This is a genomic window from Neobacillus sp. SuZ13, from assembly GCF_030123365.1.
Lineage (GTDB): Bacteria > Bacillota > Bacilli > Bacillales > Cytobacillaceae > Neobacillus.
On record NZ_CP126107.1, the window covers coordinates 2,754,021 to 2,766,179 of the forward strand.

At 36.8% G+C, this 12,159-nt stretch carries 16 protein-coding genes; 11 read left to right on the forward strand and 5 right to left on the reverse strand.

Features of this window, described 5'->3' with window-relative positions:
* The first annotated feature begins 509 nt into the window (after nucleotides 1-509).
* Nucleotides 510-1,172: a nitroreductase family protein gene (locus tag QNH17_RS13365; protein ID WP_283879128.1), complete on the forward strand. Its 663-nt coding sequence runs from the start codon at nucleotides 510-512 to the stop codon at nucleotides 1,170-1,172.
* 169 nt (nucleotides 1,173-1,341) lie between these two features.
* Here QNH17_RS13365 and QNH17_RS13370 read toward each other — a convergent pair whose 3' ends face one another.
* Nucleotides 1,342-1,968 (reverse strand): metal-dependent hydrolase, encoded by a 627-nt coding sequence (locus tag QNH17_RS13370; RefSeq protein WP_283879129.1) that lies wholly within the window; start codon nucleotides 1,966-1,968, stop codon nucleotides 1,342-1,344.
* Between the two features lie 269 nt (nucleotides 1,969-2,237).
* Nucleotides 2,238-2,828, reverse strand: coding sequence for a hypothetical protein (locus QNH17_RS13375; protein ID WP_283879130.1), 591 nt, complete (start codon nucleotides 2,826-2,828; stop codon nucleotides 2,238-2,240).
* Nucleotides 2,829-2,943: 115 nt separating this feature from the next.
* Between QNH17_RS13375 and QNH17_RS13380 the strand changes: the two genes are divergently transcribed.
* Nucleotides 2,944-3,486 (forward strand): YjdJ family protein, encoded by a 543-nt coding sequence (locus tag QNH17_RS13380; RefSeq protein ID WP_283879131.1) that lies wholly within the window; start codon nucleotides 2,944-2,946, stop codon nucleotides 3,484-3,486.
* Nucleotides 3,487-3,623: 137 nt separating this feature from the next.
* On the opposite strand, the gene acpP is transcribed toward QNH17_RS13380, so the two are convergent.
* Nucleotides 3,624-3,851 carry an acyl carrier protein gene (gene acpP / locus QNH17_RS13385; RefSeq protein WP_283879132.1) on the reverse strand — a complete coding sequence of 76 codons (228 nt, stop codon included), beginning with the start codon at nucleotides 3,849-3,851 and terminating at the stop codon, nucleotides 3,624-3,626.
* Nucleotides 3,852-4,098: 247 nt separating this feature from the next.
* Between acpP and QNH17_RS13390 the strand changes: the two genes are divergently transcribed.
* From QNH17_RS13390 to QNH17_RS13425, 8 genes are all read left to right on the forward strand, one after another.
* Nucleotides 4,099-4,323 carry a hypothetical protein gene (locus tag QNH17_RS13390; RefSeq protein ID WP_283879133.1) on the forward strand — a complete coding sequence of 75 codons (225 nt, stop codon included), beginning with the start codon at nucleotides 4,099-4,101 and terminating at the stop codon, nucleotides 4,321-4,323.
* A gap of 73 nt (nucleotides 4,324-4,396) precedes the next feature.
* Nucleotides 4,397-4,567, forward strand: coding sequence for a hypothetical protein (locus QNH17_RS13395; RefSeq protein WP_283879134.1), 171 nt, complete (start codon nucleotides 4,397-4,399; stop codon nucleotides 4,565-4,567).
* A 211-nt stretch (nucleotides 4,568-4,778) separates the two neighbouring features.
* Nucleotides 4,779-5,345: a tyrosine-type recombinase/integrase gene (locus QNH17_RS13400; RefSeq protein ID WP_283879135.1), complete on the forward strand. Its 567-nt coding sequence runs from the start codon at nucleotides 4,779-4,781 to the stop codon at nucleotides 5,343-5,345.
* Nucleotides 5,346-5,393: 48 nt separating this feature from the next.
* Nucleotides 5,394-6,266, forward strand: a complete 873-nt coding sequence (locus QNH17_RS13405; protein ID WP_283879136.1) for a YitT family protein — start codon at nucleotides 5,394-5,396, stop codon at nucleotides 6,264-6,266.
* 226 nt (nucleotides 6,267-6,492) lie between these two features.
* Nucleotides 6,493-7,149: a 7-cyano-7-deazaguanine synthase QueC gene (gene queC, locus QNH17_RS13410; protein WP_283879137.1), complete on the forward strand. Its 657-nt coding sequence runs from the start codon at nucleotides 6,493-6,495 to the stop codon at nucleotides 7,147-7,149.
* A gap of 2 nt (nucleotides 7,150-7,151) precedes the next feature.
* Nucleotides 7,152-7,628 carry a 6-carboxytetrahydropterin synthase QueD gene (gene queD, locus QNH17_RS13415; protein ID WP_283879138.1) on the forward strand — a complete coding sequence of 159 codons (477 nt, stop codon included), beginning with the start codon at nucleotides 7,152-7,154 and terminating at the stop codon, nucleotides 7,626-7,628.
* Nucleotides 7,625-8,353: a 7-carboxy-7-deazaguanine synthase QueE gene (queE, locus tag QNH17_RS13420; protein ID WP_283879139.1), complete on the forward strand. Its 729-nt coding sequence runs from the start codon at nucleotides 7,625-7,627 to the stop codon at nucleotides 8,351-8,353. Before queD ends, queE begins: the two co-directional genes overlap by 4 nt.
* Before the next feature lie 142 nt (nucleotides 8,354-8,495).
* Nucleotides 8,496-9,146 carry a vWA domain-containing protein gene (locus tag QNH17_RS13425; RefSeq protein ID WP_283879140.1) on the forward strand — a complete coding sequence of 217 codons (651 nt, stop codon included), beginning with the start codon at nucleotides 8,496-8,498 and terminating at the stop codon, nucleotides 9,144-9,146.
* 142 nt (nucleotides 9,147-9,288) lie between these two features.
* Here QNH17_RS13425 and QNH17_RS13430 read toward each other — a convergent pair whose 3' ends face one another.
* Entirely contained in the window at nucleotides 9,289-10,086 is a 798-nt protein-coding gene (locus QNH17_RS13430) for an HAD family hydrolase (RefSeq protein WP_283879141.1), read from the reverse strand.
* Between the two features lie 123 nt (nucleotides 10,087-10,209).
* Nucleotides 10,210-10,626 (reverse strand): DUF1284 domain-containing protein, encoded by a 417-nt coding sequence (locus tag QNH17_RS13435; RefSeq protein ID WP_283879142.1) that lies wholly within the window; start codon nucleotides 10,624-10,626, stop codon nucleotides 10,210-10,212.
* A gap of 347 nt (nucleotides 10,627-10,973) precedes the next feature.
* On the opposite strand from QNH17_RS13435, the gene QNH17_RS13440 reads away from it, so the two are divergent.
* Nucleotides 10,974-12,155: a beta-ketoacyl synthase N-terminal-like domain-containing protein gene (locus QNH17_RS13440; protein WP_283879143.1), complete on the forward strand. Its 1,182-nt coding sequence runs from the start codon at nucleotides 10,974-10,976 to the stop codon at nucleotides 12,153-12,155.
* Nucleotides 12,156-12,159: the final 4 nt, after the last annotated feature.

Here is a 12,159-nt window from a genome sequence, read left to right on the forward strand (position 1 = left end):
ACAAACAAGAGTATAAAAAAGATCAACGAAGGGGTATTCTCCATTTATTTTGGAAGTACCATTCCTTTATTAGTTGGAAAATAGATTGCTAAAGTACTTTATTTTTTCATTGGAGTGGCAGGTATAGATTTTTTTGAAACCAGTCGAGTTTATCGAGTAACGAAAAAGCCTAATTTCTCAATTTTATTGCAGAGAAATTGGGCTATTTATTTTAGAATTTCCTTAACATTGTAAAGCCGCATTTTCCTGACGCTCCCTCCTTAAGTAGTGGATATCGACTCCCAAATGAAAGGGTAGTAGCAGAGTTAATGGGTAAGGTTACTGTTGCATTTTTTTTGACAAATCGGTTCAATGTGAGTAAGGTTACTTAGTAAGATGCAAATAATAGTGTAGAAGTATCTTATATCATATTAAACATGATAGGGTTAATAACTCTTACTATACATGAATTTTCCTTAAAATATTCGTAGTAGAGACGAGGTAAACTATCATTACTAGGAGGAATTATGATGTCAAACTCTCAAACTATAGATAGGGTCGAACAGCAAATGTTCGTAGATGTGATCCGTGAACGTCGATCTGTTCGTTCATATAATCAAACAGTCCAGATTTCACGTGAAGAAATGACCGAAATGCTGGAGCTAGCAACGTTGGCTCCTTCGTCTTCGAATCTACAACCATGGCGGTTTCTAGTTATCGATAAACCGGAGTTGAAAGAAAAGCTATTGCCAATCGCGTTTAACCAACAACAAGTAGTCGAAGCTTCTGCCGTTATTGCTGTGCTTGGTGATGTGGAAAGCTACAAGAAAGCCGAGAAAATTTATGGGCAGGCAGTTGAAGCAGGCTTTATGCCGGCTGATACGGCTAAATCATTTATCGAGCGAACTGTTGGCATGTACTCAAACTTACCGCATGAAGTGGCTCGCCAAATCGTATATACGGATGGTGGTCTTATTTCGATGCAGCTCATGCTTGTCGCCCGTTCCAAAGGTTACGACACTGTTCCAATGGGAGGTTATGATAAAGCGAAGTTTGTAGAAGCTTTCGGAATTTCCGAACAGTTTGTTCCGGTTATGCTCATTGCTATTGGGAAAGCAACAAAACCAGGACATCCTACGACACGTCTTCCTATTGAGGACGTAGCGTTCTTTAACGAAATGCCATCGGAATAATACAATAGAAACTAAGTATTATGCGTTAATCCAATAAGGATTAACGCTTTTTTAGTAGATTTTATTAAGCAACGAGTAAGATGAAGTTTTTAAAGTATATTGAAGAAATAAATAAATTTCAATTATATTTAAAAATATGTAAAACAAACGAAGAAACACTTTGTCAGAGTCATAGTTCCTTGGATGTCAGTGGTAAGAACAACTTAATCCCACGTTTATTGAATGGAAGTATTTTTAAATCCGCTATTATGTGACTGATGTAACCTAATAAACAGGAATAGAAAACCCCATCAATCCCTAGTGAAGCTTGTAAGTTGGAAGCAATAACCCCAAAGAAAACAATGCCTAAAATTGAATGGGTATAGCTGCGATGAGAAGTAAAGGACGCAATGACTATATAAATCCCTAGGAGAATTAACCATAGTTCCCCTAAAGAGAATCCGGCAGCCAGGACAGCAATTCCTGTAATGGTTAACATATGTCTTTGTTTAATGAAGGATGCAACCAATACAATCAAACATCCGATTCCAATCCCCAGCCATCTTTCTGTCGTTGTTTTTTCAAACAAACTATATAGAATCATGATCACTCCAATGATCATCGCAGAAAATTGAATCACCTTATGCGACAAAGTAATTTTTCCACGAAGCTTCCCGTCAATATCAAGATCTGGCATTAATCCTGAGACGCCTCCTAATCCTACAAACAAGAGTGTTGCAGAAGGAGAAGTATGAAATGTATTAGCAACAATAAATCCTGTTGCTGCACCAATTACTGCGTGTGATGTACCATTCAAACTAATTCCACCTCTATTAATTATTTATGTTGTAAAACAAAACGGCAATAACTATTTTACACCAAAACATCTGTTCTGTTTAGAGGTTTATAGATTTTAAGTAAACTTTATGAAATTACATAGAAATTGATAGATTAAAATAGACAGAAGTATTTGTAGGAAAATGACAAAAAACACGCTGGGTTAACTCAACGTGTTTTGATCGACATTATTGATTGCCAAAAACATTTCGTTTTACAGGCGCGGATAATGAAATTGAGGGCTACCCTTCATTCTTCTTTCTCATTTCCCCCGAAAATAATTTCACCATTTGAATCATAAACTGTTACCTTAACCGGCAATTTAACTTTATCTTTCTGGATCATAACATACCAAACCCACAAGTTATCACGAACGAAAAACCTGTTTGGCTGGATGTTGCCTTCACTATTTATTACAATGGTCTTCGCCTCGTCTTCGGCAAAACCGTATATAAGGGAAAAATTCTTTTGGACATTATTTTTTGCACGCCAGTCTATTGGTCCTCGTTCGACTTTCTCCTCCTTGAACTCCAGGAAGTCCATCATTGGGAAAATGAATTTATTAAATTTTGTATAGTCTTTGTTTGTAAGAACAGGAAAGATTCCGGTACTATTCTCGACAAAAACTAATTTTGAATTAGCATCAAACAATAAAACTCTCTTGCAATCTCCAAATTGTGCATTTACTCTTTCACAGATGCTTTCTTCTAAGGACGAAGTAGGAATAGAGGGTTTAGCAGAGATTGCAGGTTTAGTTGGACTAATAGGGAGTGATGACAAAAAATAAATTACACCAACTAACCCTAAACAGAGTACAGCTATGAAAAAGATTTTTTTCATCTCAATCGCCCCTAATTGAAAATAATTTATATATATTTGACAATTATATGATATACCAACAACTTAAATGGTCAAATACAATTATTTATTTACGATTTCGGATTGTAGGAATTAATTGGAATTAAATGGTATGATAGGGGGGATTGCTGTAGGATTTAAGGTAAGGGGGAGTTCTATGTTATCGCGTCTGATTCAGTTCGGAATCGCCATTATGGGACTGGTTTTCTCAACGACTATTACTTGGTATGAAGGAAGTGCAATTTTAGATAATCGATGGGAATGGAAGTATTCAACGCCAATTTCTCAATTATTGAATGGACAAATACTTAACAATAGCGATATATCACAATTAGATTATTTTGTATACGCTAAAAAATTTCAACCCACTTTTCCTTTGATTATGCAAATAAGTGGATTATATTTGTTCATTCTAATTGGGTTCTATACATTAAAGGACAAAAATAAATGGTTTGCGTTTTATTTATCTATTTTAGGCGTGGTTTTATTTTTGTTTAGTTCCTTTTTATTTCATTCACCAACTGTAGGAGGACGAATGATATTCACTAGTAGTTTAATAAGTGGATGTTTGTGTACTTTATATGCTGTGGTATGTTATTTGCGGATATATAATCTTTATAAAGACAAAATTACAATTTAGCCTTCATCTGTTGCTGCTTGGAGTGTTTCTTCAATTAAGCCCCTTTGTGGAAAAGATTTTTGGCGGATCCCTTCTTCATACGTTTACCTATAGAATCAAGAGTCCGTTTGCCATCGGATATCCGCCTTTCTTATTCTTTATCGGTTTTCAATATATTTTACAACATCACCGACAGTTTGAAGAGTTGCTGCGGTTTTTTCACTTATTTCAATTGCGAATTCATCTTCAATTTCCATCGTCAGGTTCACCATATCAAGTGAATCAGCTTCGAAGTCTTCTTTAAATGATGCCTCTAGTTTGATATTCTCCATTTTAACACCGAGTTGATCGGCAATAATTGGCTTTAATTTTTCAAATGTGGTCATTGGGATATCCTCCTATGTATGCGTAGCCACCATTATAACAATCAATTGCTAAGCGTAAAACATGAAAGTATTGCCAATTTCCTTCTTATTAAACTTGAGTAAGAGAAAAATAGGTCAGGGTGCAGCTGAATATTTGGGAGGGAGAAGTTATTAGTTCGGGAGTTAAGATATTATTGTTATAATATGGATAAAAGTTTGTAGTGCAGGCTACTGGTTAATTTAATCGGGTTTATAAAGGAGGTACATAATGGAGGTAATTTTAGCAAGTGTGTTTTCAGCTATTATAATATCTATTACTGTCTTTTCTATGATGAAGGTATTTATTTACGCCTTTAGGAAGAATGATATATCACTTCGGAAATGCATTATTTTATCTACTTCTTCAATTGTAATTGGTTTATTAGTGGCAAGCGTTTTACCCTTTGGTTTTCAAAAAATAATGGATTTTATTAACTATAGAAAGCCTTTCTAATGATTTCTGATCGCTCCTTAAAAAAATGTTTTGATTTAAATCGTGAGAAATAGAAGAGATGGGAGAGAGTATGGTGAATACATTTAAAGAGAAAAGAAAAGCCCGAAGAGACAAGAGGAAAGAAGAAGGGAAGGAATCCATATGGTGGGAGATCCTTGATATTTCTTTGGATATAGCTGAATTAATTGGACCAATTCTAATACGGTCTATTCGGTCAGTTTCAAAATTTCTGGAACATCATTAATTGTACTGCTTGGAAATAATCTTCATACGAATGAGGCTTTAGCTCTATTTAATAAGGGCTAAGGCCTTTTTTCGTTTTGGAAGGGACTAGTATACTTGTCCTTCCATTTTCAGATGATATTTAAATCAGCTAATTTATATGCGTTAGATTTGAATGTTACTCAAATATAAATTATACTTGAGTTAAGTAACATTGAAGGAGTAATGATTCGTTGGAAACCGTGGATGCACTCAGAGACTTAGAACAAATAAATGTATTGAAAAATTACCTTAAAGAACATTCATACAGGGATTATTTATTGTTTGTAGTTGGAATTAATACTGGGCTTAAAATATCTGAACTGCTTTTGATTAAGGTAAAGGAACTTTTTAATAGTGATGGTGAAATGAAGGATTTTTATCATTACTCTGAACTGGAGAGTGAAAGGAGGAAGTCTGTATATTTGAACAAAAAAGTGAAAGAAGCAGTAAAGTCCTACTTAGACCAGGTCGACAGCGAACAACAAATATATTTATTCCAATCTCGTAAGTTCAAGCAGCCGATTACACGACAGCAGGCGTATCGAATCATTCATGAAGCAGCTGTGAAGGTGGGCATTGAAGGGAAGATTGGGACTAATTCACTCGCGAAAACCTTCGGATTTCATGCCTTTAAACAAGGTGTCTCGATTGCACTACTACAAAAACACTTTAACCATTCAACACCAGCGGAGACATTAAAATTTTTAGGAATAACAAAAGAAGATTTAATTACCACTCAGATCGATGTAAATTTATGAGTTGATTAAATCCATAGAGATGATAAGTATAGGGAAGAGAGGAAATATATGACTACAAACAAAACACATAAACCTAATAAACTAAAATTTATTCTACGCGGATTAATGGTCATTATCGGGGGATTAATCGCTGCCTATGGACTAGAAACGGTTCTAATTCCAAATAACGTATCTGATGGAGGAGTGACGGGCCTTAGTATCGTTGGTTCAGAACTATTTGATTTTCCATTAGGTGTGTTAATTGCTGTTATCAACATTCCTTTTATCTGGTTAGGATATAAGCAAATTGGAAAAAGCTTCGCCTTATTTTCGATTATCGGGATCGCTTCCCTAGCGGTTGGAACAAGTCTCTTGCACCATACGCCTGCTATTATTGAGGGGGATACTTTGTTAGTAACAGTGGTTGGCGGTATTATCCTTGGATTTGGGATGGGGTTAGCCTTACGTAATGGTGGTGCCTTAGATGGAATTGATATGCTGGCAGTCCTCCTATCGCGAAAATTACCGTTTGGTACAAGTGATCTCATTCTTTTCTTAAATATATTTGTATTTATTTTTGTATCCATCGCATTTGGTTTACAAGGGGCGATTCTGTCGGCTATCGCTTACTTTATTGCTTCGAAAGTGATTCACATTGTCGAAGAAGGGTTAAGCGGCTCTAAAACCTTCAATATTATCACCACTCAGCCAGAAATAATGGTAGAGACCATCCGTGATCGTTTAGGTCGAAGTGCAACGTATAAAGAAGCTTATGGGGGCTTTTCCCATGAAAAATTTAAAGAAATCACCTGTGTCATTAACCGCTTAGAAGAAACAAAGTTAAAAGAAATCATTAATGAACTGGATCCGAAATCCTTTGTTACTGTATATGACGTAGCAGAGGTGAAGGGCGGTAATTTCAGAAAGCATAACATTCATTGAGTTGTATGGGTGAAATCAGAACCTTGAAAGAAAAGAATGCACAATTTGTCGATAAATAGGTGAAAAAATTAAGATAATAGTTTATAATCATTTAGTCATAGAAATTAATATATAATTGCATTTATGCAAACGAGGTTCTAGCCCCCCTCATTAAAAAAACTAAGATGAAGCAGTACTTCTATCTTGGGGTACTGTTTTTTCTATTTGAAAGGAAGTAAAGAGAGAAATGTTGAAAAATGAGAAGGCCATTGTTGTATTTAGTGGTGGACAAGACAGCACCACTTGTTTATTTTGGGCATTAAAACAATTTAAAGAAGTAGAAGTCGTTACATTTGATTACAATCAAAGGCATAGTTTAGAAATTGAATGTGCCAAAAATATAGCCAATGAACTTGGTGTAAAACACCATATTTTAGATATGGCCTTACTAAATCAATTAGCCCCTAATGCGTTAACGCGTTCAGATATTGAAGTGACTGATGGCGGTGAAGGGGAACTTCCCTCCACATTTGTGCCAGGTCGTAACCTATTATTCCTAACTTTTGCTGGTGTTTTAGCTCGCCAAGTTGGAGCCAAGCATTTAGTCACAGGTGTGTGTGAAACAGATTTCAGTGGCTACCCAGATTGTCGTGATATTTTTATTAAATCACTAAATGTTACCTTGAATCTATCCATGGACGATAATTTTGTCATTCATACCCCATTAATGTGGATCAACAAAGCACAAACATGGGCACTTGCGGATGAATTAGGCGCATTGGATTTTGTGCGTGAAAAAACATTAACCTGCTACAACGGTGTGATTTCGGATGGATGCGGCGAATGCCCGGCCTGCGTATTAAGAAAAAGAGGCCTTGAAGACTTTTTAAATGGGAGGTTTTAGCGATGGGTTTTCGAATCGTTGATAAACTTCAAAAAATAAATGAGGATATTCATCCACATCAATTAAAATATCATCATAAACGTGTCCTAGTAAGCAAAGAATTTACATTCGATGCTTCGCATCACTTGCATTGTTATGAAGGGAAATGTAAAAATTTGCACGGCCACACGTACCACGTTATTTTCGGAATCAGCGGATTTGTTGATGAACGCGGTTTAATGATTGACTTCGGTGATATTAAAGAGATTTGGAAAAATGAAATTGAAATCTTCCTGGATCATCAATACTTGAATGAAACCCTGCCATACATGAATACAACCGCGGAAAATATGGTGGTTTGGATTTATGAGAAAATGAAGGAAGCATTAGAAACAGAAGAGCGAATGGAACAATATCATGGAGCAAGAGTAGAATTTGTCCGTCTCTTTGAAACTCCGACCAGCTATGCGGAAGCTCGAAGGGAGTGGATGGAGGAATGAGCAAGATTCCTGTTCTAGAAATCTTTGGCCCAACCATCCAAGGAGAAGGGATGGTCATTGGTCAAAAAACAATGTTCGTTCGGACGGCAGGCTGTGACTATTCTTGCAGCTGGTGTGATTCTGCCTTTACATGGGACGGCAGTGCCAAAGAAGATATTCAGCAATTGAGCGCAGATGAAATTTGGGCTGAATTAGGAAGAGTCGGTGGCGATAATTTCTCGTTTGTGACGATCTCAGGTGGAAATCCGGCACTGCTTAAAAATTTAGATGTGTTTATTGATTTATTAAAAGAAAAAAACATCAAGATTGGGATCGAAACACAAGGGAGCAGATGGCAAGACTGGTTCTTAAACGTTGATGAACTAACGATTTCACCGAAGCCGCCCAGTTCAAATATGGTCACCAATTTTGAAATCTTGGATTCTATTTTTCAAAATTTAAATGATAATGAGTTTAAACATCAAGTGAGTTTGAAAGTCGTCATCTTTGACGAAAACGATCTTGAATATGCGAAAATGGTCCACAACCGGTACGCGGATATTCCTTTTTATCTTCAGGTCGGGAATGATGATATCACGAATGTGAATAATAATGAATTAATTCAAAAACTATTATTGAAATATGAGTGGTTAGTCGATCGTGTGGTTGCTGACCCAGAGTTGAATGATGTAAAAGTGTTACCGCAATTACACGCACTACTTTGGGGAAATAAGCGAGGCGTATAGGTTCGAATAAAGAATACAGCATTAATTGTAAGCCAATTAGTACAACCAATACTCGATACTTAAAAATGTCGCTTTCTAAGCGACCTTTTTTTATCTAATACTTGTTATCCTTAATTCATCAAAGAAACGGAGGATAACAAGTATGAAAAAGAATGTAACAGAATTAGTGCTTATATTAGATAAAAGTGGATCAATGGCAGGGCTTGAGGCAGATACCATCGGTGGTTTCAATGCGATGCTGAAGAAACAACAAGAAGCGGAAGGGGAAGCCTTTGTTACGACTGTATTGTTCGATCATCGTTATGAATTATTACACGATCGAATTAATGTTAGAGGCATATCGCCTCTAACCGACAAAGAGTATGAAGTTGGGGGTACCACTGCGTTATTAGATGCCATCGGTTTTACGATTCAAAAAATGGTCAATGTGCAAAAGAGAACTCTTGAGGATGAAAGGGCAGAAAAGGTGTTATTCGTGATTACAACGGATGGGATGGAAAATGCCAGCCGTGAATTCAATACGGACAAAATCAAAAAAATGATTCGTCATCAAAAAGAGAAATGTGGCTGGGAATTCATCTTCCTTGGAGCGAATATCGATGCAATCTCAACGGCTGCACAATTCGGAATCGAAGAGGATTTTGCAGTGGAATATCATGCGGACCACAAAGGAACGCAATTAAATTATGAAGCGGTCAATGAAGCCGTGAGTAATCTTCGAAGTGGAAAAAAGATTGATCGAAGCTGGAAAGAGGGAATTGAACGGGATTATAATCAGCGGTCAAGGAAATAAAATACTAGATAAAAGCCTGTATTGTGGATTACACAATAATCCACAATACAGGCTTTTTTCGTCTATAAATTATCATTATTGAAAGGTATGAATCTAACAACATCTGCCATTTTTTTATGACTTAGTGTCAAATAAACACACTCTATATCGCATATGATTGTTTTGATTTAAGAAGATATCGTTCTATGAACTGAGCTAAACCATCATTTTCGTGGTGTCCTGTTATAAAATCAGCTGCTTGTTTAACCTTATCACTCGCGTTCCCCATTGCTACACCAGTACCAACATAACGAAGCATCTCGATATCATTAGGCCCGTCTCCAATGGCTACAACCTCACTTGGGCTGATTCGAAATTCTTGAAGGAGGCTTTTTATAGCAGACCACTTGGATACATTAGGAGCAAGCAATTCAAATCCGTCATGCCAATCGATGACTTCTGCTTCCGTGTTAAATATAGCCGAAATTTTTGGACAGGGTGTACCTGTTCGAACACTATATTTAAGAACATCTTGATAATTTGCTTGTTTTAAATCGCCAATATAACGTGGCGGAATTTGCCCCACTTTTGTCCAATAATCAATTTCTTCATTTGTCTCCTTACAATAAACCCCATTTGCAGTATGGATGATAACATTCCAAGAATTCACAGCAGTCAGATGGTGGAATCGTTCTTCGTTCAGTCGGACGGTTTTCGTTTGCATCGTTTTTCCTGTCACTGCATCGTGAATCGCGGCACCGTTTAAACAGATCATAGGAGTTCGTAATCCAATTTCTTTATGATAAGGAGCAGTTACTTCATAATGTCGACCTGTAGCCAGAAAAACCTTAACTCCCTGATTAATAAGTGAATTAACAGCTTCCATATTTCGGCTGGAAATGGTGTTTGAGGATTTTAGTAGTGTACCATCCATATCAATAAACATTGCACGCACATTCATTTATACTGCCTCCTCATTCGTTGTTAAGCCAATCATAACATCTGAATATTAAAGTCTTGTAAACTCAGTGTACAGATTATATGAAGATTATGTGGAAGAAAATGACGGTCTAAGTGCGGACGGTTATGTAACTTCCCTTAAACCCTTCAATTCATGAATCTCCTGAATCCCTTCCTCACATACTCCATATGAACGCCAGGAACAAGTTTTACACAAAATTTGAATATCGGAGGGGACGGCAAACTTTCTAATGCACGACTCAATGTCCTCCCAATTCAGGATTTGGCCGATTTTAAGTCCTATTTTATCTAAAATAGCCTGATCTCTTTCATAAATATTTTCGTCTTGGCAGTGGTAATTACCTGAGTTGGGGTATTTTTCACACAACTGGTCTGGACCCTTAACAATCTGAATTAACGTCTTCGGGTTATTTCTCAAGGTTTGATGCAATCGTGTCATATTTTTCACGTATTCTTCTGAATAGCCCATTCCCCGGTAGCCCAATAAGCAAAAAAGATGGTGACCTCGCAGTTTATACATTTTTTCTCCTCCTAGTTCACAGATGTTAACTATAAATCGAAATAAGTTAACATTACTCTCATTTTTCATCATAACATATCGACTTTGAACAATTGGTAACTTTTTTTGATTTACTAATAAGGCAACAATTTCCAAGAGGAACTAATACAAGAGCAATTAACCAAGTTAATTTTCAAGTACAAGGAGGAAATTTTTCCTTTTAAAGCAGTTCAAAAAGAGTGAAAGAGATGGTGGCAATGGGGAAGAATGGCAGGGATAATATGTCTATATTTGTTGTTAATTGTTGAATAACCTCATATAATATATTTTTAATATATTAATATAATTTATCATAATCGAGGTCAACTATGGACAATATAGTCATTACAGGTTACGGAGTTAAAGCTCCTGGTATAAGTAATATAGATCAATTTAAAGACGTTCTAGAACAGGGGATCTGTACCCAGGAAATTCTCCATGGCCGTGGCAATAACGGCTCTAATATAGTATGTGGAGTTGTTAATGAAGATCTGGATATAATCTCTGGTCAAAATTATAAAAGGTACCCACGTGCAGCACAATTGGGCATTGCAGCTGCTGACGAGGCTTATAAGATGGCCAACTTACCAAATGATGATTTTGCACGTGTTGCTGTCATAATGGGTACATCCGGTGGAGGAATTTTAGAAGTTGAAAAGTTCTCTAACCATGGTAATAACCTTAAAAAAGTACCTATTCAATATGTTCCGATCGGAGATCCGCATACAATATCTTCTGGGATCACTAAGCATCTTGGAATAAATGGACAGGCTTATACCATCTCTACTGGCTGTACGGCAAGCTTAGATGCGATCCTTATGGGCAAATTATTCTTAGAAGCTGGACACGCAGATATATGTATCGTTGGCGGCTCAGATGCTCTTTTAGGGGATTGGATTACCTATGGATTTTTAAAGACGGGTGCGATTGCCGAAAATACGGAGATAGAGGAAACCGGGGTACCCTTTTCCACATCTCATAAGGGGTTTGTTAAATCAGAGGGTTCTGCCGTTGTGATTATGGAACGGAAGAAAGATGCAGAATCAAGAGGCGCTAAAGTTTTTGGGCATGTCAACAGTGGTGCTTCTAACAATGAAGCTCTGTCAATATTAAAGTCCGACACAACAGGGACTCGAATGACAGCTGCCTTAAAAAGTGCCATAGGGGATTGTGTTCCTACCTATGTCAACAGCCAAGGGTTGGGGTTAAAACAGAATGATATGATAGAGTATATTACTCATACTAATCTATTTGGATCCACTGTCCCGATTACTTCCATAAAGGGGATGACCGGCCATACCTTTGGCTCAATGGGGGCGATCCAAGTTGTCTCTTCGTTAATAAGTATGGAATATGGATTTATTCCACCAACCATTAAAACAAGTGGAGATGGATTTAATGACTTGCCCATTGTCTTCGAGACGAAGTATCAAAATGTCGATAGTGTGGCAATAACAAACCATGGGGTTAGCGGAAATAATACTTGTTTATTAATTACAAAAGAAAATTGAGGAA

Bases quoted from the DNA above. Each gene is read 5' to 3' on its own strand.
- QNH17_RS13365 (WP_283879128.1), top strand. From the start codon at position 510: ATGTCAAACTCTCAAACTATAGATAGGGTCGAACAGCAAATGTTCGTA.
- QNH17_RS13375 (WP_283879130.1), bottom strand. From the start codon at position 2,828: ATGAAAAAAATCTTTTTCATAGCTGTACTCTGTTTAGGGTTAGTTGGT.
- acpP (WP_283879132.1), bottom strand. From the start codon at position 3,851: ATGACCACATTTGAAAAATTAAAGCCAATTATTGCCGATCAACTCGGT.
- QNH17_RS13390 (WP_283879133.1), top strand. From the start codon at position 4,099: ATGGAGGTAATTTTAGCAAGTGTGTTTTCAGCTATTATAATATCTATT.
- QNH17_RS13405 (WP_283879136.1), top strand. From the start codon at position 5,394: ATGACTACAAACAAAACACATAAACCTAATAAACTAAAATTTATTCTA.
- queC (WP_283879137.1), top strand. From the start codon at position 6,493: ATGTTGAAAAATGAGAAGGCCATTGTTGTATTTAGTGGTGGACAAGAC.
- queD (WP_283879138.1), top strand. From the start codon at position 7,152: ATGGGTTTTCGAATCGTTGATAAACTTCAAAAAATAAATGAGGATATT.
- queE (WP_283879139.1), top strand. From the start codon at position 7,625: ATGAGCAAGATTCCTGTTCTAGAAATCTTTGGCCCAACCATCCAAGGA.
- QNH17_RS13425 (WP_283879140.1), top strand. From the start codon at position 8,496: ATGAAAAAGAATGTAACAGAATTAGTGCTTATATTAGATAAAAGTGGA.
- QNH17_RS13430 (WP_283879141.1), bottom strand. From the start codon at position 10,086: ATGAATGTGCGTGCAATGTTTATTGATATGGATGGTACACTACTAAAA.
- QNH17_RS13435 (WP_283879142.1), bottom strand. From the start codon at position 10,626: ATGTATAAACTGCGAGGTCACCATCTTTTTTGCTTATTGGGCTACCGG.
- QNH17_RS13440 (WP_283879143.1), top strand. From the start codon at position 10,974: ATGGACAATATAGTCATTACAGGTTACGGAGTTAAAGCTCCTGGTATA.